This is a genomic window from Streptomyces sp. NPDC046805 (assembly GCF_040645355.1).
Classification (GTDB): Bacteria; Actinomycetota; Actinomycetes; order Streptomycetales; family Streptomycetaceae; genus Streptomyces.
In genome coordinates this window covers 43,508-64,903 of the sequence record NZ_JBEYYC010000026.1, presented here as the reverse complement: position 1 = coordinate 64,903, position 21,396 = coordinate 43,508, and the positions used below count along the sequence as shown (strand labels likewise).

The following is a 21,396-nucleotide window of genomic DNA, read 5'->3' as shown; positions in this document are numbered from 1 at the left end:
GCCTCAGGCGCGCTTCGCGCTCGCCTGGCTAGGGTCGATCCTCATGGAGACCACGGGAATCGTTCGTCGCCAGACGGCGGAGCGTAGGCGCGACGCTCTGGAGCGGCTCGTTACCGAGCGGGATGTATGGGTGTCGACGGCTCACCCTGATCACGGGCCGCACCAGGTGCCGCTGTGGTTCTTGTGGGATGGGCGGGCAGTGTGGATGTGCACCAGCGCCACTTCCGTGACTGCGCGGAACGTCCGTGAAGAGCCGCGCGTGCGCCTGTCGCTACCGGACACCTTCGACGTGGTGCTCCTCCAGGGTGAGGCGGAGTGCTTCCCGGACCAGGAGGTGCCCGGAGGCGCAGCGGAGGCGTTCGCCGACAAGTTCGGGTGGGATCCACGCGTGGAAGAGGGTTCTTTTCTGTATGTGCGCGTGGTCCCGAGGACTGTGCGCGCTTGGCGCGGCGAGCCAGAACTACGCGGGAGAGTCATCATGCGCGACGGGATGTGGCTGGAATAATGGCCGTCGCTCGTGGACGGGCGGCCCGGCTGAGTGCCGGACCGCCCGTCGTCATCAGTTCGGTGACGTGCCTTACGGCGCCAAGGTGGTCCCCAGATGCGCCCCGGCCGGAGTGCCGAGCTGGGCCGAGCCGTAGGACGTGGACGTCGACAGGCCCAGGCCCGTGCTGTTGCTCGGGACGAACAGCAGCGTGCCGGTGCCCGTGTCCTCGCCCGACGCACCGATCGTCAGGTCGGCGCGGCCGTACCCGGAGAGGTCCGTGAGGGAGACGGACGAGCCCAGGCTGTCGCCTGTCTCGGTGGAGCCGGGTACGCCGCTGGTGTCCTGGGAGATCGACTGGGCACCGGTGCCAGTGACGCCGGTCGCGCTGCCCTTGAGCAGGATCGAGGCTCCCGCGTTGGACTGGTTCACCGCGCTGCGTGTGATGTCCTCGCCCGGGACACCGGTCAGGACGTCCGCGTAACCGTCGGCGTCGTAGTCACCGACCGAGACGGAGGCGCCCATGGCGTCGCCGGACTCGGCCGCGCCCGGTACGCCGGTGGTGTCCTGGTGCACGACCGTCGCGCCGGTGGCGCTCAGACCCGTACCCAAAGTGCCGTAGACGGCGGTGACTTGGCCGCCCGCGTGCGCGCCGGACTCGGCGGTGTACGGCTGGCCCACGGCGATGTCGTCGGTCCCGTCGCCGTTGAGGTCACCGGCGGCGATCGAGCGGCCGCCCTTCACGGACAGGGCCCCGGCCTTGCTGAGCCCGCCTGCGCCGCCCTTGAACCAGACGACACGCCCGATACCGCTCGCGTCGCGGTAGTTGAGGGCGACGTCCGCGTAGCCGTCGCCGTTGAAGTCGCCGGTTGCGGCGTCCTCGTACGCGAGTGAGGCCGTGGACGTCGTCAGGGTGCCGTACTGTGTGGCGCCGCCGGTGAGTCGGGCGTTCCAGCTGCCGCCGCTGCCGGTGCCCGCGGCGAAGACGTCGGCCTTGCCGTCGGCATTGAAGTCGCCCACGGCGACGGCGGATCCGAGTTTGGCGCCGGCCGCGGCGGTACCGGTCGTGGTGTACGTGAAGCCCGAGGTGAGACCAGGGCCGTACAGGACGGTGACCGCGCCGCGGTCGGCGTGGCCCGAGGTGTCGTCCTCACCCGGGGATCCGATGGCGAGGTCCGCGTAGCCGTCGCCGTTGAGGTCACCGGCGGCGGTAGCCGCACCGAACGCGTCACCACTCTCGGCCGTTCCCGGGACACCCGAACTCGACTGACTCAGTGCCTTCTTGGCGGCAGCGGACGGCCCCGTGAGCGAGCCGGGGACGAGGGTGATGCTGCCGCTGCCGTTCGTCGGCAGCCCGGCGACCAGGTCGGCGGCGCCGTCGCCGTTCACGTCGGCTGTGGGGCGGGCGGCGGAGGCGGTCGGGGAAGTGGCCAGCTTGCGCAGGTCGGCCAGCCGGTCGTGCAGGTTGGCTCCGGGGCAGGCCGTCGGCATCAGGTCCTGGTGGCTGGTGATGCGGTCGGTCTCGGCCTGCTGGCCCGCGGTGTAGCGGCCGTTGTCGAACTCGGCGGTCAGCGTCGTCTTCGACAGCGGGTCAGCGCCGTACAGACCGAGTTTCCAACCGGCGATACGAGCGATCGCGGCGAGCGCGGCCGGAGTCGGCTTCGCGGTCTCCATGTTGCCGAGCAGCGAGATGCCGACGGTCTCGGGGTTGAAGCCGAGGGTGTGACGGGCCTTGACCGGGTTGTCGACGCCGCCCTTGCTGCCCTCGAAGATCTGCCCGCACTTGTCGACGACGAAGTTGTAGCCGATGTCGCCCCAGCCCTGGGTCTTCACATGGAAGACCTGGATGGAACGGACGATGGCCGCGGACTGCGCGCAGCTGTAACTGTTGTTGCCCGCCTCGTGATGGACGACCACGGCCCTGATGGTCGGGCTGTAGACGGTCGGGCACTGCACGATCGACTCGTCCGCGCCCCAGGCGGCACGGGAGATGATCGCCGGTTTGGGGACGGGGCCGGTGGCCGGAGTCGCGGGCGGGGTCGACAGCCCGTCCAGGCAACGCGGGCCGGTGACCGAGGTCGGCGACGGCGAGGGGCTCGTGGTCTCGGCGGCGAAGGCAGCGGGCTCACTGCTCGTACGCGGCCCCGTGCCCGGATCCACGAGATCCAGCCGCATCGACGCGGGCAGCGACCGCTTCCCCCGCACACGGGCCTCGACGCCGTCGGACGGACCCACCCACAGCGGCTCGGTACTGCCACGCAGCCCCTTGCCCGATCCGTCACGGCCCAAGTCGGGTGCCGTGTCGGCGACTTCGAGCGGGCGCCAGCCGCTCCACGTTCCGCTGCCGACGGCTCGCGTACGGACCTCCACCGAGCCGCTGAGCCGCGTCCTGGCCGAGGGCCAGCTCACACCCACCATCGAGAAATCCTCGGTAGAGGTCTGCTGCCGTTCGCGAGCCGTGGCCGACGAGCCCTGCATGGCAAGGGTGTTGAGCGCGGCAGGACGGCCGGAGCCCCCGGGGGAAGAAGTGCTGCCGATCGCCAGGGCGGCCAGCGCTCCGGAGGCGATCACTGCCGAGGCGATGGAGGGCAGGGCGACCTTGCGGAGTCTCTGCCGCGGCAGCCGACGTCTGCCAAATCCCGTTTGCTTGCTGTTCGTCAAGGATTCCCGCCCCTGTATCTGGTGTATCCGGCTTGCATCCGGATGTCGTGCCTTGTATTCGACTCCAGCGCACCAGGCGGCCCGTGTGTCACACCCCGTACACGCAAGGCCGCCCGGCACGAAGGACTCAGCCTTGCTTGGGCGGGATATCCGCCGTGCGGTCGCACGGCCATACGGCCCTGAGGCCGTGGCCGTCTGGATCTCTCTCCCCCGCAGGTCGACGACGGCAGGAGGCGTGACCGCCCGTGGCGCCCAACTGCACGGTCACCGTGGCGGGTCCGCCGGCTGGAGTGACGCGTGTGGACGTGTGCCAGGGCAGCCGCGCCGTGACTTCATGACCCGAGGGAGCGTTTTTGCCGGGGTCCTTCCCGAGGCTGGCGTGGTGCGTGAAGCTCACGCAGGGCGGCCGCGACGATCTGTTCACGAACGACCCGTACTCGTACAACCTGGCGGTGAAGGTCACCAACAGTACGCACAAAGACCCGAAGAACATGGTCGCGCAGCAGCCGTCTTCGAGGTGTGGGCGGGTTGGTGGCTCCTCAAGCCGCTCTACATCTTCGGCGTGCTGGTTCACCGCAAGGCCACGGGGCGACACACGTCGATCTGGCGGTGCCGCGACGTGTGGTGGTGACGGGAAAGGAGACGCCTACCCTGGCCGGGAGCTCTCACCTTGTCTTTTAACCTCTGTCCGCTTGGGTCTGCGGGCGGTTCTCCGTAGGGCGCGGTTTCTGATCACGCGGAAGGGGAGAGCTGTTCGCGCACCCATCCGGGATCGGGGTTGGTGTGTGGCTGGCCCGCCACGACGATGGTCGGCACGGTCTCGTTGCCGTCGTTGGCTGCCCTCACCGCTGAGGCTCCTGCCGGGTCACTCCAGATGTTGACCCAATGCAACTGGCGGGCGCTGCGGCCCAGCCGGATGCGCAGTCGTATGCAGTACTTGCAGCCCGGCCGCCAGAAGACGACCGGCCGGCCGTCGACCGCGCTGCGGCGTTGTGCCTCCCGCCCACCGATCGACCTCGGGAAGATCAGAGGCGAGTTCACGCCCGCGAGCGCCAGGAACGCCAGCAGGAGTGCTGCGGCTGTTCCGGGGCTCCCCTTGAAGATCAGCCCAGTCGCGACAGCTGAGCCGCAGAGCACAAGCAGCATCGGCAGGATCCAAGCGCGCATCATGGTGACGCAGGCTATCGATGAGTCGAAAAGGCTCCTCGAACCAACCCGCTCACCAGGGTGTTCGCCAGACGCTGAGGCGGCCTTCGGCATGCTCGGCCAGGGTTCGGTGCGGGGGCAGTTCCGGGAAAAGTTCAGGGTTTATAAGCTGGCGCGGTGACTGATGAGCAGGAGCGGGTGCAGCCGTCGGGAGTGTGGGCCACGGCGGTGGGCGTGGCCAGGGTGCGGGCGCTGGAGACCGAGCGGGAGAACGCGCTGTTCCGCGACCCACTGGCACAGGCCTTCGCCACCGCTGGCGGCCTGTGGCCCTCCACGCCGCCGCTGCCCGATGACGAGGCCGCGCGCCGCCGCCGGCTGGCCGTGTCGTTCTCCATCGTCATCAGGACGAAGTTCCTCGACGACCTGTTGCAGCAGGCCGTCGCGTCCGGTGTCCGGCAGGTCGTGCTGCTCGGCGCCGGCATGGACAGCCGGGCCTTCCGGATGGACTGGCCCGAGGGCACCCGGCTCTTCGAGGTCGACACCGCCGCACCACTGGACTTCAAGGCTTCGGTGCTGCGCCAGGAGCGGGCCGTCGCACGCTGCGAGCGGATCACCGTCGCGGTGGATCTGCGTGAGGACTGGCCAGGCGCGCTGGCCGCCGCAGGGCACGACCCGGCGGTGCCGACCGCGTGGATCGCCGAGGGACTGCTGATCTATCTGCCCGAGGACACGGTGGAACTGCTGCTGGCCCGGATCAGCGCGCAGTCGGCGGCAGGCAGTCGGATAGGGCTGACGTTGGGCTCGCGCGGCGTGATCGAGCGCTTCGGCGCGGACGCCGTGCCAGGATCGGCGGCGTCCATGTGGGTCTCGGAGATGCCCGACGACCCGGTGGGCTGGCTGGCCGGGCACGGCTGGGAGGCCGGCAGCCACACCCTGCGCGAGCGCGCTGCCGCCTACGGCCGCCCGATCAGCACCCCGCCGCAGCGCGAGGAGCGGCCCGGCGGACTGATCTCGGCGGTCCGCCGGTAGGGCGCCTTCTCCCGGTTCCCCACCGAGGACGTAAGCACCTGACCGGTGTCAGTTCTCATCGACATTTTCCGGCCCTGTGATCATCAAGTGCTGCCCGGACTCGGTGATAAACGGTGTCACACGTCAGTTACGAAGCCAGGGCGGCGTACAGCAGGGGGGCGAAGACCTGCCAACCGGCCAGGGCGAGATCGGGTGCGGCTTCGGCGGCTGCGTGCATCGGGCAGCGCTGGGCGCGCCAGGGCAGTTGCTCGGCATTGGGCAGGTGGCTGAGGACGTAGATGGCCATCAGCGTGTCGGGCAGAGCGAGTTGGCCGCAGCGGGGACCTGAGGGCAGAAGTGTCCAGCGTCCGGCAGGCCGTCCCGAGGTCAGGACGGGCTGGGGGCGTCGACCACGAGGGGAAACAGGCGGCCTTCGCCGACTGGGAGAGCAACGAGTACCTCGTACGGCTCGACTCCGGCCGGCACGTGCGCGCCACCGAGGCCCTGCCGCACGACACTCGTGACGTGGCATTCAGCGGGGACGGCAGTCTGCCGTTCCAGGGCTTCACAACCGAGAGCACCCAGGGTGTACGCGTCCTGGACGCGAAAAGCGGCGATCAGCTCGACGTCTGGACCACGGACCCCCCGGCCGACTCCGTGCAGCCCGACAAGGGCGTGCAGGTCGTCCCCGGCCCCGCCAACGACATCCTCACCCTCGGCCCCGACCACAAGGTCGTCCGCCGCACGGTCGGCGTGGAGGCGTGGCACGACCTGCTGTGCGGCCTGGTGAGCCAGCCCCTGCCTGCCCGGGAACGGGACCGTTACCTGAAGGGCCTGGACGTGGAGGCACCCTGCCGCTGACGGACGCAACGCCGCTGCGGGATGCTCACGCCGCCGCGCCCTTGCCCGCACCCGCCCGGGCGCGCATCGGGGCTCCGGCCCAAACCCGGGCCCGGCGCTTCACGATCCAGGTGAGTGTGAAGGGATCCCGGCTCAGGGATGGAGCGCGGTGGGGGCGACGACCTCGCCCGTGCTGCGGCCGTCCGTGTCGAGCAGCCAGCCCAGCCGCTTGGCCGTACGCAGCGTCACCGCGCTCTCGACGAGGTTGAGCCAGGGCAGTCTGTTCCCGAGCAGGCGTTCGATGTGGAGGAGTTCGGTGAGTGAGCGCGTCCAGACGGTGAACATGGTGTTGGTGTCACCGGTGGTCGAGGCGCACAGCCGTAGCTCGGGCAGGGTGGCCAGGGCCGTGACGGTGCGCTCGTGTTCGGGCGCGGGGACGCGAGCCAGCCAGGTGCACGAGATGGGCCAGCGTGACTGCACCTGCGCCACCTCGCAACGAAAGGTCAGTACCTGCGAGGCAAGCAGCCGGGCCAGTTGCCGGCGGACCGTGGCCGGGTTGCGACCGGTGATCCTCGCCAGGTCCGCGGCGGTACGCCGGCCGTCCGTCGCGAGAGCCTCGATCAGCGGCCACGCGTCGGCCGGCGGTGTCACCGCGGTCGCGGTCCGCGAGCGTCGGCCGGCCGACTCCAGGGCGGCGAGCTGCTGCCGGTCGAGGGAGTCGAGCCGCCAGTCACCGCCTTGCCGGTGCACCTCCTTGGCCAGGTGGGTGCGGTAGCGCTGCACGCCTTGTACCTGGGGCAGGTCATCGAGCACGAAGGCGGTCAGCGCGCTCAGATCCGGGGCCATGACGGTCAGGAGCAGATCGCGGCCGCGGGCGGACTCCTCGACCGTGACGGCCCGCGGGTCCTGGCACAGCGTGCGGACGACGGCCGGGCGCGCGCCGGGAGCACAGTCCACCTCGACGAAGGCGACGACCACGTCACGCGCCGGGTGCGCGGTGACCCACGCCAGACCTTCTTCCCGCAGCCGCTGCCACCGCGCGGCCAGCGTGCCCGCCGTCGAACCGAGCACACGCGCTGCTTCCGCCCAGCTGATCCGCGGGGCGACCTGCAGGGCGTTGATGAGCGCCAGGTCCTCCTCTTCGAGTACAGCGATCACAATTCCCCTGCTCCGGAAGGCATTTCTGCGCGAATCAAGCGATGCGACACCCCAAGTGCCCTCACATCTCACACTGTCGACCACTCGAATGCAGCATGACCTGGACCACACCCGGAGGACGACTGAGATGAACGTGCTTCAAGACGCACAGGCCATGGGCGGTGAACTCGCCGTCCTGCGCCATGCGTTGCATGCCGAGCCGGAGATCGGCCTGGACCTGCCCCGTACACAGCAGAAGGTGCTGGCCGCCCTCGAGGGGCTGCCGCTGGAGATCAGTACCGGCACGAACACCACCTCGGTCACCGCCGTGCTCCGCGGCACCGCGACCGCCCCGGACGGCCGCGGTGCCGCGGACAGCCCCGTCGTCCTGCTTCGCGGGGACATGGACGCGCTGCCCGTACAAGAAGCGGGCGACCTGCCCTTCACGTCGAAGGCCGAGGGCGTCATGCACGCGTGCGGGCATGACCTGCACACCTCCATGCTGGTCGGCGCGGCCCGTCTGCTCGCCCAGCACCGCGACCGGCTCCAGGGCGATGTGGTGCTGATGTTCCAGCCCGGCGAGGAAGGCTGGGACGGCGCCGGCGTCATGCTCGACGAGGGCGTGCTGGAGGCCGCGGGCCGACCGGTCGATGCCGCGTACGCCCTGCACGTCCTCTCCGGAGCCGTCCCGCAAGGCCAGTTCGTCTCCCGGCCGAACACCATCATGTCCGCCTCGGACGGCCTGTACGTCACGGTCCGCGGGGCAGGCGGCCACGGCTCCACCCCCTACCGGGCCAAGGACCCGGTCACCGCGGTCGCCGCGATGGTCTCCGAGCTGCAGACGATGGTGACCCGCACCTTCGACATCTTCGACCCCGTCGTGGTGACCGTCGGCTCCCTGCACGCCGGAACCCGACGCAACGTCATCCCGGAAACCGCCACCTTCGAAGCCACCGTCCGCACGTTCTCCGCCGCCGCCCGCGAACGCATGATGGAGACCGCCCCGCGGCTGCTGCGCGGGATCGCCGCCGCGCACGGCGTGGACGTCGACGTCGACTACCGGGCGGAATACCCGCTCACCGTCACCGATGCCGACGAGACGGCGCACGTGGCCCACACCGTCGGCGAAATCTTCGGCGCCGACCGCTACCACACCCTGGACCACCCCCTCGCCGGCTCGGAGGACTTCTCCCGCGTGCTCGGCGCCGTACCGGGCGGCTTCATCGGCCTCGGGGCGGTCCCTACCGGCATCGACCCCGAGCGCGCCCCCTTCAACCACTCACCGCACGCCCGCTACGACGACGCCGTACTCCCCGACGGCGCCGCTCTCTACGCCGAACTGGCCCTGCGCCGCCTCGCCCACGGCACACCCCGCCCTGCCCTCCCGGCCACCGGCACGACACAGACGGGACGCGCACATGGCTGACACCGCTCACCCCCTCACCCGGCAGCAGACGGCACCCCCACAGAGCCGGCTCAAGACCCTTGTCGGCACCGGCGTCGGCAACGCACTCGAATGGTTCGACTGGAACATCTACGCGATCTTCGCGCCGTTCCTCGCCGCGCAGTTCTTCCGCCACACCGACGGCCTGTCAGCGATCCTGTCCACCCTCGCGATCTTCGCGGTCGGTTTCGCCGCGCGCCCCCTGGGCGGCTTCCTCTTCGGCTGGATCGCGGACCGCACTGGCCGCCGCTTCGCCATGACCCTCTCGGTCGGCGCCGCGGCGGCGGGCAGCATCCTGATCGGCATCTCACCCACCTACGGCCAGGTCGGCGCCGCAGCCTCGTTCATCCTGCTGATCGCGCGGCTCACCCAGGGCCTCGCCCACGGCGGTGAGCTCCCCTCGGCCCAGACCTACGTCGCCGAGACCGCCCCCGCCGAGCGGCGCGGACTGTGGGCCAGCCTCATCTACGTCTCCGGCACGCTCGGCATCATGGCCGGCACCGCACTCGGCGCCACCATGACCTCGCTGCTGACTCCGGAGCAGATGACCGCCTGGGGCTGGCGCGTCCCGTTCCTCCTCGGCGGCCTCTTCGGCCTCTACGCCCTCGTCATGCGGCGGCGGATGAACGAGACGGAGGTCTTCGAGAAGGCCTCAGGCCGGCAGCACCAGCAGGAGCAGACCGAGCAGGCCGAGCAGACGGTGCGACCGCGGATGTGGCCGGCCCTCGTCGCCCACCGCAAGCAGGCCTGCCAGGTCATCGGCATGACGGTCGGCCTCACCGTCGTCTACTACGCCTGGGCCGTCTCCGCCCCGCAGTACGCCATCAGCACCCGCCACCTCGACCCGGCAGCCGCCCTGTGGGCAGGTCTGGCCGCCAACGTCGTCTTCCTCGTGGCCCTCCCGCTGTGGGGCGCGCTGTCGGACCGTATCGGCCGCAAGCCCGTGATGCTCACCGGCGGCCTCGGCATGGCGGCGGTGATCTTCCCGCTCAACGCCCTTATAGGCGACCAGGCTTGGCAACTCGGCGTTGCCATGGCCGTGGCGATGGTCTTCATCGCGGCCGGCGCGGCGATCGCACCCGCGGTGTACGCCGAACTCTTCCCCACTCGCATCCGGACCGTCGGCGTCGCCGTGCCCTACGCCCTGTGCGTCGCCGTTTTCGGCGGCACCGCGCCCTACCTGCAGACCTGGATCGGCGCCGAACTGGGCAGCACCTACTTCACCGGCTACATCGCCGTCCTCCTGCTCATTTCCTCAGCTGTGGCCGCCACCATCCCCGAAACCCGCGCTCGCGCCCTGCACTGAACACTCCCTGAAGCATCGACCGCCCCGCACACGACACCGATACCGGCCCCGGCCCATACGTCCACCTCAAACCGGCAGTCTCTGCCCCGCACATACATGGGACAGAGACTGCCGGACCACGTCGACCGTGCAAGCGGGCGGACAACGCCGTGCGCGAACAGGCGCCGGACCGCACGGCCGACGACCGCGCCACCGCTCACGACCTCCTGGCGCCAGGCCGGCACAGCCGACAGCCGACCGAACACGTCAGGCCTGAACCGGGTGTTCCCTGGACACCCACCTCCGCCCCGATGTCGGGAGTGGGCGGCGGTCGCTGATGTGGTCAGTGGGTGAGAGTGCCCTGGTGGAAGTACATCCGCCAACCTCTGTCGGTGAGACGCCACAGGGAGCTGCGCCATGCTCGGCGGCCTTGGTTGTCGGCGAGATAGGTCAGGTGGACGATGCCTGGTGCAAGGACGGTTCCTGACATCTCGCTGACCTTGACCGGGCACTGCCGGGAGATGCTGCCGCTGCTGGTCACGGTGAGGATCGACTCCGCATTCCACCGGCGTCCGGATGCCCCGATCTCGGTGAACTCCGGGTCCAGGAGCGTCAGGACGCGATCCGGGCAGGCGCGCACCTCGGGATCGAGGAGCCGCAGTTCCCCCTGAATGGCCTCTTGCACGGCCCGCTGGTTCTCATCCGTCATGAAGAAACCCTACGGACACCCCTGCCCGGAGGCACAGCGCACGGTGCGCGGGATGCAGCACCGGCACAAGGCGCCGTCGGAACTCGTGAGTGCCTGTCTGAGATCCCAGTCGTCGCCGTGGTCTTTCTGGCAGGACGAAGGAAACCTGTGAGGCAGTTGCGGTGAGGATTGTGGCAGGTCAGCGCACTGATGGGAGTTGGTGCGTGGCCCAGTAGTCGGCGGCGGTGATGCCTAGTAGCACCACGTCGTGGTAGGTGCCGGCGAAGAATTCATGCTGGCGAAGCCGTCCCTCCTCGACGAAACCCAGACCGCGGTAGAGAGCAAGGGAGGCATCGTTGAATGCGTAGACTTCTACTTCACATTTGTTGCAGCGCTGCTCGGCGAACATGTAGGTGAGGATCAGCTCGGTGGCTTCAGCCGCGTAGCCCTTGCGGCGGTGTTCACGGGTGATCACGATGCCGGTCCGGAATCGTCCTGCACGGCTGTCGGTTTCTCCGACTGTCACGGAGCCTGCAAACGCACGATCGGCCAGTGTCTCGATGACCAGCCGGAATGCTTCTCCTCCTGGTGGACGCCCAGCACGCTCAGCAGTCCAGGCACGAAAACTTTCCTCGGAGCGGGGAGGCTCGACCAGGTCAGCCTTGCGGGCATCGACAGTGTGCTTGGCCAGATCGCGAAAGCCCTCCCAATCTTCCGGCTCGACACCTCTCAGACGTACCTTCTCACCGGTCCACATGTCGCCCATGGTGTCCACCACTTCGTCATGTGCAGGCGCTGTCAGCCGTGCACGTCAAAAGGCAGATCGTATCGGCTGCGTTCGAACCTGCCAGAGCTGGCAGTCAGGCCTTCTTCGTCCACTTGCTCTGGGGGCTTTGGGGGGTGAGTCTCCGGGGCATCAGCGTGATGAGTGCCCAGGTCGCGGTCGGCGACGGCGTCGCCGGGGGTCACGGTGCCGGCGATTGCGCGGGCGTAGGCAGCGGTTCGGGTCTGGTCAGGAACGTGGATAGGGCACGGGCGTCGGCCGGGTTGACGTCGAGCGCGGGGGCCCGGCCCTGATCCGCAGATCAAGGCCGGGCCCCCGGGCCGGGCGGGTACTCCCCGTAGGTCGTACGCCAGGCCGCGCACAGGTGAGCGATGTGTCTGCCAGTCACCACTTGGCGCTGCAGTACATGGTCTGACCGTGCATGTCGCAGACCCTGAGATAGATTTTCTTCGCCCCGTAGTACACGTGTGTGGAGTTGGGCTTGACGTTCAGGATTTGGTGGCGACCCGAGTTCCAATAAATTTCCGCAATCACGAAGGCGTTGGCGTTGACGGACTTGGCCCCGAAGTGGCCCTTGTAGCCACCCTTGCTGTAGTGGTACCAGGTCTTCCAGACGTGGGCGGCCTTGCCGTGAATCCAAAGTGTCGTACGGGGAATCGAACTCTTCGGAGTCACCTGGGCCTGTGAGGCCGTAGTAGAGCTTGCGGACTGTGTGGCAGCCCCTGCCGGGGTTGCTGCAATGCCTCCGCTGATCAGCGTGGTGCCGCTCGTGAGAAGCAGCGCGCCGGCGGACACGAGTCCCAGCGTGAGCGGGTGAACATGGGGAGCCCCCTGTATGAGTTGTCGTGGTGAGGGCGGCGCGGGGTGGACCGCGCCGCCCGGTTTGCATCACCGACATTGCCGGACAATCCCGCTCTCCAACAGCAATCGCTGCTGATTGAGGCACTTGTGGACCGTCCCACGCCCTGACCTGCTGGGATATCGCCGGGCATGACGAAGCCCTGGGACGCGACCGGGCCCGGTGGGCAGCAAGAAGTCGTCGCGGTCCGGCTCGGGGCGTTCTCCATACGCCTGACTGTGAGGGAGCACCGCAAGGGCCGGCACTGACACGCAACACCGGCGAGCCTCGATCCCCGGCAGTGCCCGCGCCGCCCATCCTGCCCCCGCTTTCGCCCATGCCCTGGCTGGAGTTGAGGGAGCGGGAATTCCAGAACGCAGTAAGGGACCGAGCGACAACTACCGCAACAGCCGGCGCAGCACCCCGCGTAAGCCCGCCGTCAGCGGCGTGGATCAGAACAACGGAAAGCACCTCGATAGACCGTTCCTGACGAGCCAACTGGTCCCCGTCTTGGTCTCGTTCACCCCCATCCGGCAGGGTTCCGGCCGGGGCATTCGTCGTGTCCCTGGTTCCTTGTTCGCTCAGGGGCCGATGGGTCAGTGCAGCGCGGTGCCGCGGGCCTGGGTGCGGAACTGGACCGGTGTGCGTCCGTCCCGGCGCCGGAAGAACTTGGTGAAGTCGCTCGCATCCGTGAAGCCCAGCTGCGCGCCCCCCGCGAGACGCCGCTGAGTGAGATCCACCTGGAGAACATGCTCGACCTGGCCCGCAAGGGCGTGCAGATCGTCCCGCCGATGCCGGCGTTCTACAACCACCCGGCCTCGCTGGACGACATGGTCGACCACATCACCGCCCGCATCCTCGACCAGTTCGAGCTGCCCGCGCCGGCGGCCAAGCGCTGGGACGGCATGCGCACCGCCCGCCGCATGCACCGGGCCGCCTGAAACCACGCCCCCCGTCTTGGAGATCCACATGCCTTACGACGACCTGCGGTCCTTCCTCGCCGTCCTGGAGAAGGAGGGACAACTGCTGCGCGTCACCGACGAAGTGCTGCCCGAGCCCGACCTGGCCGCCGCGGCCAACGCCGCCTGCCGGCTCGGTGACGACGCGCCCGCCCTGTACTTCGACAACGTCAAGGGCTTCACCGACGCTCGCATCGCCCTGAACGTGCACGGCTCCTGGCGCGACCACGCCCTCGCGATGGGGCTGCCCAAGGAGACCCCGGTCAAGGACCAGGTCGAGGAGTTCGCCCGCCGCTGGGACGCCTTCCCGATCGCCCCGGAACGCCGCGAGGACGCGCCCTGGCGGGAGAACACCCTGGAGGGGGACGACGTCGACCTCTTCAAGGTGCTTCCGCTCTTCCGCCTCAACGAGGGAGACGGCGGCTTCTACCTGGACAAGGCCGCGGTGATCTCCCGCGACCCGGAGGACCCGGACAACTTCGACAAGCAGAACGTCGGCGTCTACCGCATGGAGGTCGTCGGACGGAGCCGCCTCGCCATCCAGCCCGTCCCGGTCCACGACCTCGCCCTGCACCTGCGCGCGGCGGAGGAGCGCGGCGAGGATCTGCCCATCGCGATCACCCTCGGCAACGACCCGGTCATCAGCATCGTGGCCGGCACGCCGATGGCCTACGACCAGTCCGAGTACGAGCTGGCCGGCGCCCTGCGCGGCGCCCCCGCGCCGATCGCCACCGCACCGGTCACCGGTCTCGACGTGCCCTGGGGATCCGAGGTCGTCATCGAGGGCGTCATCGAGTCGCGCGTGCGCCAGTACGAGGGCCCCTTCGGGGAGTTCACCGGCCACTACTCGGGCGGCCGTCGCATGCCGGTCGTCCGCATCGACCGCATCTCGTACCGCACCGACCCGATCTTCGAATCGCTCTACCTCGGCAAGCCGTGGACGGAGATCGACTACCTCCTCGGCCCCAACACCTGCGTCCCGCTGCTCAACCAGCTGCGCGCGGAGTTCCCCGAGGTCCAGGCGGTCAACGCCATGTACACCCATGGCCTGTTGGTCATCATCTCGCTAAAGAAGCGTTACGGCGGCTTCGCCAAGGCGGTCGGCATGCGCGCGATGACCACCCCGCACGGACTCGGCTTCGTCAGCCAGGTGATCCTCGTCGACGAGGACGTGGACCCCTTCAACCTGCCGCAGGTGATGTGGGCTCAGTCCGCCAAGGTCGACCCCCGCGAGGACGTGGTCATCATTCCCCATCTGTCGGTCGTGCCGCTGGCCCCGGCCAGCGAGTCCGGGATGATCAGCAAGATGATCATCGACGCCACCACCCCGGTCGCACCGGACGTCCGAGGCAACTTTGCGACCGTTCCTAAAGACTGAGCGGGAGTGAGTCCTGTTGCCAGGACCTATGCTCAGCCGCGTGCCCCGAACGGTGCTGGGCACACTGGTCATCCGCTTTCGCTCCGTGTCCAGCGCGCACGGATCGTGTCCGTGGTCCGGGGATACGGGGGCGGGTTCCCTCACGCCCTGGGGCCACCGGTGCGGCCTGGACGGTCCGATGCCCCGCACGATCGCTCTGGTCGTGCGGGGGCGGTGTCGTCCGTCGCCGGATCGGGTGTCCCAGGGCGCGCCTTCCGATCGCCACCGCTGCCGCGTGGTGGCGAGTGGTCTGCCTGGTCTTGCTGGTGAGGGGGTTGCGCCAGTGCTGGGCGCCCCACTTGGAGGTGTAGGCGGGGTCGACGACGACGACGGTGACGCCGAGTTCGGCGGCCATGGACACCAGTCGGGCCCGCAGCCTGGCCACGGGCATGCCGGAGATCAGGTTGCGGAAGCGCTTTCGCCTGCCGTGTTTCTCGCGGGCTTTCTCGGCGGCGAAGTCGAGGTCTTCGACCGCGACCGCGAGGCGGTGCCGGGCGGCCCAGTGCAGTAGCCGGATCAGGGCGTGCCGTACCTGTGCGTCCCTGTGCTGTGCGGTCCCGGACAGGTCATAGCCGAATGTTTTCGGCTCGCCGACCGGGTTGCCGTGGACATCGAGGCGCCAGACGGCCAGGTGGTCGGCGTTTGTGTCCACACCGGCCACGCCCTCGACGAGCGCGGCGCCGAGTGGAATGGTCTTGGCGGGCGGGATCTGCCATGAGGCGGTCAGGTACCAGCGCCCACGCGGCACGTCGTAGTGGACGCGGTACGCGACGGCCCGGTCCGCCTCCACGCGGTCGGCCCACTCGCCTGACCGATGGGGGAACCGCACCTGCGCAGTGAGGACGTACCGGCCGTGCTTGGCGTTCGCCATCTCGGCGATCGGGGCGGGCAGTTTGATGCTGATCTGGCCCTCGGGTGTGACGCGGATGGTCTCGTTGCCGTGCCGCTTGCCCGACTCGCCGTCCGCCTGAAGGAACGCGCGCTCTGCTTCCCAGCGCCTGCGCCACTCGGTCTCGGTCAGCCCTGCGTCGGCGAGGTTGTGCCGGTTGCGGGCCAGTGGCTTCCCACCGCGGACCACGTGCACGACACCGGCCTCACGGTCGGCCCGCGCCCGCTCCAGACGATCCTCAAGGACGTGGAGGCGGCGCGTCTTCGCATGCCACTCCTGATTGCTGCGGTATCCGCCCGGCGTCCGCTTGGATCCCTTCTCCCCGACCGGTAGCGACAGTCGGTACTGGACTGTACTGACACCGGCTTCGAGAGACCTGATGTACGCGAGCTGACACCTGCGGGCCAATGCCCACTGATCATGCGACGCCTTCGTGATCGCACCTGCCCACCTGGCCGATGACTGAGGCGTCAGCGCCCGCTTCCGCGCCGCCCACGCATCACTGTCATGATCCAGCCTGTCACGGCAGCGCGCTTGGAGATCCTTCGACGCGAGCGAACCGAGGTGCGCGCCCACCAGCGTGAGTACCTCCTCGTCTTTGGGCGTGAGCTGCTTGATGCGAGTACGGATGGCCACACCGGACGGCCCGAGCGCGACGAACGGCGCCGCGATCGGACGCAGTGGGGAGTCAGCCATGCTCGGCGGCCTGAAGCGCCTTGCGGGCCCGGTTCTTCGCCGACCGGCGGCCGTACAGGCGGGCGCAGAACGACGTCAGAACCTCCACCATGTCCCGCACCAGGTCGTCCTCGACCTCACCGTCGTCGAGCACGACGAGGCGGCGGCCCGAGGCGAACAACGCGGCTTCGACGAGTTCGACGTTCATCCGCCCAAGCCTGCCCTTGTGCTCGACCACCACCGCCGTCACCCTCGGGTCGGCCAGCACCCGACGCACCTTCGAACGGGCCCCGTTCATGCCGGACGCGATCTCGGCCTCGACCCGGACCACTGTGCCTCCCACCTTGGCAGCCCACGCAGACAACCGGGCCAACTGCCGTTCCAGATCGCCCTTCTGGTCGTGCGAGGAGACGCGAGCATACAGGCCCAGGCCGCCAACCGCTCCCGGAGCGGTGCTGGTCTCGATGTTCACCAGGATTGTGCGCGGGCCGACCCGCTGCGCCGGTACCGGCAACGTCCCCTCACGGAACCAGCGATACGCGGTCTGGGGATGCACGCCCTGCGTCCTCGCCCATTCCGTCAGATTCACGCGCTGACAACGACACTCACTCATACATGGTTACGCTCACGTACTCGATCCCGAGGGCCAGCAGGTGAAGACCCCCGTCAAGGACGTGCCCGAGGCCAGGGAATGGGCCACCCGGCTGCGGACCCTCCTCGCCCACCGCTGACCCCGACTTCCGCCCGCCACAGCGAAGACCGACAAGCGACAGGACCCGACCATGATCTGCCCCCGCTGCGCCCACGACGCCGTCGAAACCATCACCACCTCACCCGTCCCCGGCGTCTGGGACGTGCTGCAGTGCGCGCGCTGCCTGTACATGTGGCGCACCAGTGAGCCCGCCAACCGCACTACCCGCGACCTTTACCCGCTGGAGTTCCGGGTCACGGCCGAGGACATCGAGCGAGCCGGCGAGGTCCCCACCGTGCCGCCCCTGTGCGTCGCGAACTGAGCAACTGGTGCTCGCGCCCTCGACTTCGCCCAACTCCTGGTAGCCGACCACGAGGTCTCCCAGGGCGGGAAGTGTCGTGCGGAAGGCAGCGCCACTGCACTCCGGTGCGGTCCACGTACAAGATCGCGTCGAGGATTGCGCGAGGTCACCGACAGCTCAAGGACGGGTTCTTATCCAAAGGACGCCAGAAGTTCGCGCTCTCTGTCCAAGGCGATTCCCGCGCGGCGTGACCGGTGCAGTCCCTGCTCGCGTTCCCAACGCAGTGTGTCGGTAAGGAGGTCGGTGCGGGAGCGGTGGCGTAGGCCTGCGGTCATGGCGGCAGATCCGTCGCGCGCCGCCCAGCCCTCCCATCCCGGTTCGACCATCCACATGGGCAGTGAGCCGGGACCCATGTACTGGGCCACTCCGTGCGCGAGGAGTTGCTGGGACGCCACCGTGACGACCGGTCCGGTGTGTCCGCCGACGCTGCGGGACAGATCGATCCAATCGGCGAAAGGCACAGTCGGGCCAACCACGTTGTAGGTGCCTGTGGTTCGGTGTTCCGCAGCGTCGAGGAGCCAGGTCGCCAGGTCGCGTACGTCGATGGCCTGCGTCGGGATGTGCGGGGTGTCGGGGACGAGCAGCGGCGCCCGGGGAGCACTGGCGGCGCGGGCAACCCAGTAGCCGGAGCGGTCGCTGTGGTCGCCGGGGCCGCCGATGAGTCCGGCGCGTGCGATGAGGAGGCGGTCGGCCAGGGCCGTCCGGGTGAGCGTTTCGCAGGCGGACTTGGCCTCGCCGTACCGATCACGGTCGACCTCTTCGTGGTCTGTGCCGGGCAGCAGGGCGGCGGACTCGTCCGCGCCGGGCTCGCCGTGGGAGGCGTACGCGCTGACCGAGGAGACGTAGATCCAGTGACGTGCCCGCGCGCCCAGGGCCCCAACTGCCGTCCGTACGAAGCCGGGTTGCCAGGACACCTCAAGCACAGCGTCCCATTCCCTGCCGGGCAGCGACGCGTACGCGGTGGGGGTGCGCCGATCCGCGGCCACCAGGCGCGCACCTTCCGCCACGGGCCCGCTGTCGCCACGAGCCAGGCACGTCACGCGGTGGCCGCGGTCGAGGGCCTGCCGGGACACTTCACGCCCCAGCCATGCGGTACCGCCGAGAACCAAAACCTCCATGCGCTCCATGACGGAACTCAATCAGCATGGCCCGATCACGCCAAGAGATTCTGCCGTGGGCAGAGCCCGCATCTGCCCGAATCGCCTTCCTCATGCGCCAACACTCCACCGACACCACGACAGGGGCTCCCGGACGGGCACTCAGAGCCACCGAACAGCGCACGATCAAACAACGCCTCCTCGCCGGCAGCGCTTCTCGATGGTGCGCCCGCGGTTCATCGGTGGGCGCTGCGGCCCTCACAGAGGTGTGCGGCCAGCACCAGGGTGGTCAGCCGCAGGGCGGGCGGAGCGGTAGCCGGCAGGAGCAGCGGGCACCCCCCTCTTCATCACCAACAGACCGTTCGACATCCAGTACGTCGACGCCTGACCACTCCGGTATCAACGCCACGCAAGGTCATCCATGTGCCAGCAGGCGTGATGCCGCCTCCCTGGCGAGGCCTGCGGCGGCGGCATCACCAAGGCTGACTCGCGCGCAGACTGCTCCGTCCGCGAGCGCAAGGACGATAGCGGCGACCTTCTCGGGGTCGCTCTCCTGCCCGGCGGTGGCGAGTCCGGACAGGTAGCTGAGGATTTCCCGCTTGTGATCGCGGATGGCGACGCGCACCGGGTGGTCGGGATCGGGGTATTCGGCAGCGACGTTCATCAGATCGCTGCCGCGGTAGGAGGGGTCGGCGAACTCCTCACCGAGAAGGTCGAAGATCGCAAGGAGACGGTCCTTCGGGGTGTGCGCGGCCGCGGCACGGTCGCGCAGACGTGCGCACCACTCGTCGTTACGCCTGCGCAGGACGGCCGCAACCAGTTCGTCCTTGGAGCGGAAGTGCTGGTAGAGCGTTGATTTGGCCACCTTGGCAGCGCGCCAGATCTCGTTGATGCCCACGGCGCGCACGCCGCAGCGGGTGAACAGGTCCGTCGCGGCCTCGACGATCTTCGCTCGGGTTGCCTCAGGGGTGGTCAACAGTTCCTCCGATACGGGTCGGGAATGGGGACGCCCACGCCGCTGTTGTCATCGAACAGACTAGTCGGTTCGATTGGAGTTTCCATGGTCATCCTCGACGTGTTCAGCGATCTGATCTGCCCCTGGTGCTACATCGGCGGGCGTCGGCTGGAGAAGGCCGTCGGCATCGTGCAGGAGCGCACCGGTCAGGAGTTCCGCATCCGCCACCACGCCTTTGAGCTCAACCCGGCGATGCCGGCAGCAGGAATGGACCGCCGTGCCTACCGGAGCGGGAAGTTCGGCAGCTGGGAGCGCTCGCGGCAGCTCGACGCCGGCACAGTACTGGCCGGCCGGGATGAGGGTGTCGTCTTCGACTACGAGGCGATCGCTCGGACGCCGAACACCCGGGCCGGGCACCGTCTGGTCGCGCTGGCCGAACGGGAGGCTCAGCAGGGTTGGGAGATGGCCGACCGCCTGCTCGTGGCGTACTTCTCCGAGGGCCAGGACGTGGGCGATGTGGCCGTGCTGGCCCGGATCGGCAAGGAGATGGGGCTCGGCGACAACGTGGCCGAGCATCTGGCGGCCCCTGCGCTCGACGCGGCCGTAGCAGAGGACGAGCAGCTTGCCGAATACCTGGGTCTTCGCGGGGTGCCGCTGCTCGTCGTCGGCGACAAGGCGATCAACGGCGCAGTCCCCACAGAGGCTCTCGTGGAGATCCTCGAACGGCACGCCACCGAGCCCCCCGCCGGAGCCACCTGCGAGGACGGGGCGTGCTCGCTGTGACCAGCCTTTCGGACATCAAGTCGGTGGGGATCGTCGGCGGTTCCCTGGGCGGTCTGTTCCAGGCGGTCGCCCTCGCCGAACTCGGCCTGGACGTCACCGTCTGGGAGCGGTCCTCGGGCCGCCCCGACGACCGCGGCGCGGGAATCGTGCTCCAGCCGAGCGTCGCGTGGTTCCTGAACATGTTCTGCGGCGTCGACACGGACCAGGTCAGCGTCCCGGTCACCCACCGGCAGTTCTTCGCCCGGGACGGGCGCAGTCACCACACACTCATGCGGCAGCAGATGATCTCCTGGGGCGCCATCTACAAGCCCCTGCGGGATCGGTTCGACAGTGTTCGGTACCGCCACGGGCAGCCGGTCGACGCCCTCACGCCTCGGTCCGACGGCGTCGGCGTCCATGTCGGCGGGGCCGTCCACCCCGTCGACCTGGCGATCATCGCGGACGGCTCCGCCTCCCGCCACCGGGGCCTGGTCTCACCCGGCAGCGCTCCGCGGTACGCCGGATACGTCGCCTATCGCGGGGTGATCGACGAGGCCGAACTCCCCGAGGAACTGAGCGCGGTCTTCCGCGACCGATTCAGCTTCTACGACGGGGACCGCACACAGTTCCTGTGCTATTTCATCCCGGGCGACTTCGGCACGATCGAGCCCGGAAAGCGCCGGATGAACTGGGTGTGGTACGTGCGGGCCGACGCGGCCGGGCTCGACCGCATCACCACCGACCGCTACGGCACAGCCCACGGGCTGTCTCTGCCCCCGGGACTGATTGCACCGCAGGTACACACCGAACTCCTGGACCGCGCGCGGAGGTTGCTGCCGCAGTCCGTACGCGAGTTGGTCAAGCACACCCGCGAGCCGTTCGCGCAGGCGATCCTCGACGGGCGGGTCTCCCGGATGCGCCGGGACCGGATGCTGCTGACCGGGGACGCCGCGTTCGTGGTGCGGCCGCACACCGCGGCCAGCGCGGAGAAGGCGGCCGCTGACGCCATCGCCCTCTTCACCGCCCTGCAGCAGATCCCGTCAGTGGACGCCGCCTTGGAGGCGTGGGAGAGGGACCGGCTCGCGGAGGGAACAGCCCTCTACCGGCACGGCGTCGGACTGGGACATCGCATGGGACTCAACGGCCTCGACGCCACACCCGTCGCCGGCCGAGCCAGTTGACAGCGGACCTGCGCGTGGCCGTGCAGAGTCGGCCCACGTCCCTGACAGGCGCGGCTTCGGAGGGCCCGGCTCCCGCTGGCTGGGCTGGCCGAGG

At 69.2% G+C, this 21,396-nt stretch carries 20 protein-coding genes and 3 pseudogenes; 10 read left to right on the top strand and 13 right to left on the bottom strand.

Going from position 1 to position 21,396, the window contains the following annotated elements; translation table 11 throughout:
- Nucleotides 1-43 precede the first annotated feature (43 nt).
- Nucleotides 44-505 carry a pyridoxamine 5'-phosphate oxidase family protein gene (locus ABZ910_RS25805; RefSeq protein ID WP_361369260.1) on the top strand — a complete coding sequence of 154 codons (462 nt, stop codon included), beginning with the start codon at nucleotides 44-46 and terminating at the stop codon, nucleotides 503-505.
- Between the two features lie 72 nt (nucleotides 506-577).
- Here ABZ910_RS25805 and ABZ910_RS25800 read toward each other — a convergent pair whose 3' ends face one another.
- Together ABZ910_RS25800 and ABZ910_RS25795 are read right to left on the bottom strand one after the other, a co-directional pair.
- Nucleotides 578-3,055: an FG-GAP-like repeat-containing protein gene (locus ABZ910_RS25800; RefSeq protein WP_361369259.1), complete on the bottom strand. Its 2,478-nt coding sequence runs from the start codon at nucleotides 3,053-3,055 to the stop codon at nucleotides 578-580.
- Nucleotides 3,056-3,877: 822 nt separating this feature from the next.
- Complete coding sequence (locus tag ABZ910_RS25795) at nucleotides 3,878-4,315, bottom strand: glutaredoxin domain-containing protein (protein WP_361369258.1); 438 nt, start codon at nucleotides 4,313-4,315, stop codon at nucleotides 3,878-3,880.
- Between the two features lie 153 nt (nucleotides 4,316-4,468).
- Here ABZ910_RS25795 and ABZ910_RS25790 point away from each other — a divergent pair, with 153 nt between their 5' ends.
- The gene (locus ABZ910_RS25790; protein ID WP_361369256.1) at nucleotides 4,469-5,320 is read left to right on the top strand and encodes a class I SAM-dependent methyltransferase; all 852 of its coding nucleotides are present in this window, start codon (nucleotides 4,469-4,471) and stop codon (nucleotides 5,318-5,320) included.
- 127 nt (nucleotides 5,321-5,447) lie between these two features.
- On the opposite strand, the gene ABZ910_RS25785 is transcribed toward ABZ910_RS25790, so the two are convergent.
- The gene (locus ABZ910_RS25785; RefSeq protein WP_361369254.1) at nucleotides 5,448-5,606 is read right to left on the bottom strand and encodes a hypothetical protein; all 159 of its coding nucleotides are present in this window, start codon (nucleotides 5,604-5,606) and stop codon (nucleotides 5,448-5,450) included.
- 50 nt (nucleotides 5,607-5,656) lie between these two features.
- Here ABZ910_RS25785 and ABZ910_RS25780 point away from each other — a divergent pair, with 50 nt between their 5' ends.
- Nucleotides 5,657-6,160, top strand: coding sequence for a hypothetical protein (locus ABZ910_RS25780; protein WP_361369252.1), 504 nt, complete (start codon nucleotides 5,657-5,659; stop codon nucleotides 6,158-6,160).
- Nucleotides 6,161-6,292: 132 nt separating this feature from the next.
- Here ABZ910_RS25780 and ABZ910_RS25775 read toward each other — a convergent pair whose 3' ends face one another.
- Nucleotides 6,293-7,297, bottom strand: coding sequence for an Lrp/AsnC family transcriptional regulator (locus ABZ910_RS25775; RefSeq protein WP_361369250.1), 1,005 nt, complete (start codon nucleotides 7,295-7,297; stop codon nucleotides 6,293-6,295).
- Between the two features lie 127 nt (nucleotides 7,298-7,424).
- On the opposite strand from ABZ910_RS25775, the gene ABZ910_RS25770 reads away from it, so the two are divergent.
- Together ABZ910_RS25770 and ABZ910_RS25765 are read left to right on the top strand one after the other, a co-directional pair.
- Nucleotides 7,425-8,702: a M20 family metallopeptidase gene (locus ABZ910_RS25770; protein WP_361369248.1), complete on the top strand. Its 1,278-nt coding sequence runs from the start codon at nucleotides 7,425-7,427 to the stop codon at nucleotides 8,700-8,702.
- Entirely contained in the window at nucleotides 8,695-10,026 is a 1,332-nt protein-coding gene (locus ABZ910_RS25765; RefSeq protein ID WP_361369246.1) for an MFS transporter, read from the top strand. The genes ABZ910_RS25770 and ABZ910_RS25765 overlap by 8 nt, the downstream gene beginning before the upstream one ends.
- Before the next feature lie 322 nt (nucleotides 10,027-10,348).
- Here ABZ910_RS25765 and ABZ910_RS25760 read toward each other — a convergent pair whose 3' ends face one another.
- From ABZ910_RS25760 to ABZ910_RS25745, 4 genes and pseudogenes are all read right to left on the bottom strand, one after another.
- Entirely contained in the window at nucleotides 10,349-10,714 is a 366-nt protein-coding gene (locus ABZ910_RS25760) for a DUF4440 domain-containing protein (RefSeq protein WP_361369244.1), read from the bottom strand.
- 178 nt (nucleotides 10,715-10,892) lie between these two features.
- Entirely contained in the window at nucleotides 10,893-11,459 is a 567-nt protein-coding gene (locus tag ABZ910_RS25755) for a GNAT family protein (protein WP_361369363.1), read from the bottom strand.
- 402 nt (nucleotides 11,460-11,861) lie between these two features.
- Nucleotides 11,862-12,272, bottom strand: a complete 411-nt coding sequence (locus ABZ910_RS25750; RefSeq protein ID WP_361369242.1) for a hypothetical protein — start codon at nucleotides 12,270-12,272, stop codon at nucleotides 11,862-11,864.
- Between the two features lie 639 nt (nucleotides 12,273-12,911).
- Nucleotides 12,912-13,022: pseudogene (locus ABZ910_RS25745) on the bottom strand (AraC family transcriptional regulator); the annotation flags it as partial.
- 3 nt (nucleotides 13,023-13,025) lie between these two features.
- Here ABZ910_RS25745 and ABZ910_RS25740 point away from each other — a divergent pair.
- Nucleotides 13,026-13,256 (top strand): annotated as a pseudogene (locus ABZ910_RS25740) (flavoprotein); the annotation flags it as partial.
- A 28-nt stretch (nucleotides 13,257-13,284) separates the two neighbouring features.
- Nucleotides 13,285-14,652, top strand: a complete 1,368-nt coding sequence (locus ABZ910_RS25735; RefSeq protein ID WP_361369240.1) for a non-oxidative hydroxyarylic acid decarboxylases subunit C — start codon at nucleotides 13,285-13,287, stop codon at nucleotides 14,650-14,652.
- Here the strand turns inward: ABZ910_RS25735 and ABZ910_RS25730 are convergent.
- Both ABZ910_RS25730 and ABZ910_RS25725 read right to left on the bottom strand, forming a co-directional pair.
- Nucleotides 14,642-16,276, bottom strand: coding sequence for an IS200/IS605 family accessory protein TnpB-related protein (locus tag ABZ910_RS25730; protein WP_361369239.1), 1,635 nt, complete (start codon nucleotides 16,274-16,276; stop codon nucleotides 14,642-14,644). The genes ABZ910_RS25735 and ABZ910_RS25730 overlap by 11 nt on opposite strands.
- Entirely contained in the window at nucleotides 16,269-16,844 is a 576-nt protein-coding gene (locus ABZ910_RS25725) for an IS607 family transposase (protein ID WP_361369237.1), read from the bottom strand. Before ABZ910_RS25725 ends, ABZ910_RS25730 begins: the two co-directional genes overlap by 8 nt.
- Nucleotides 16,845-17,037: 193 nt before the next feature.
- Here ABZ910_RS25725 and ABZ910_RS25720 point away from each other — a divergent pair, with 193 nt between their 5' ends.
- Nucleotides 17,038-17,268, top strand: a complete 231-nt coding sequence (locus tag ABZ910_RS25720) for a non-oxidative hydroxyarylic acid decarboxylases subunit D (protein ID WP_361369235.1) — start codon at nucleotides 17,038-17,040, stop codon at nucleotides 17,266-17,268.
- 47 nt (nucleotides 17,269-17,315) lie between these two features.
- Here the strand turns inward: ABZ910_RS25720 and ABZ910_RS25715 are convergent.
- The 3 genes and pseudogenes from ABZ910_RS25715 to ABZ910_RS25705 form a co-directional block, all read right to left on the bottom strand.
- Nucleotides 17,316-17,410, bottom strand: a pseudogene (locus tag ABZ910_RS25715) (transposase); the annotation flags it as partial.
- A gap of 28 nt (nucleotides 17,411-17,438) precedes the next feature.
- Entirely contained in the window at nucleotides 17,439-18,425 is a 987-nt protein-coding gene (locus ABZ910_RS25710) for an NAD-dependent epimerase/dehydratase family protein (protein WP_361369233.1), read from the bottom strand.
- A gap of 394 nt (nucleotides 18,426-18,819) precedes the next feature.
- The gene (locus ABZ910_RS25705) at nucleotides 18,820-19,380 is read right to left on the bottom strand and encodes a TetR/AcrR family transcriptional regulator (RefSeq protein ID WP_361369232.1); all 561 of its coding nucleotides are present in this window, start codon (nucleotides 19,378-19,380) and stop codon (nucleotides 18,820-18,822) included.
- Nucleotides 19,381-19,464: 84 nt separating this feature from the next.
- Here ABZ910_RS25705 and ABZ910_RS25700 point away from each other — a divergent pair, with 84 nt between their 5' ends.
- Nucleotides 19,465-20,142 carry a DsbA family oxidoreductase gene (locus ABZ910_RS25700; protein ID WP_361369230.1) on the top strand — a complete coding sequence of 226 codons (678 nt, stop codon included), beginning with the start codon at nucleotides 19,465-19,467 and terminating at the stop codon, nucleotides 20,140-20,142.
- The gene (locus ABZ910_RS25695) at nucleotides 20,130-21,302 is read left to right on the top strand and encodes a hypothetical protein (protein ID WP_361369228.1); all 1,173 of its coding nucleotides are present in this window, start codon (nucleotides 20,130-20,132) and stop codon (nucleotides 21,300-21,302) included. Before ABZ910_RS25700 ends, ABZ910_RS25695 begins: the two co-directional genes overlap by 13 nt.
- Nucleotides 21,303-21,396: the final 94 nt, after the last annotated feature.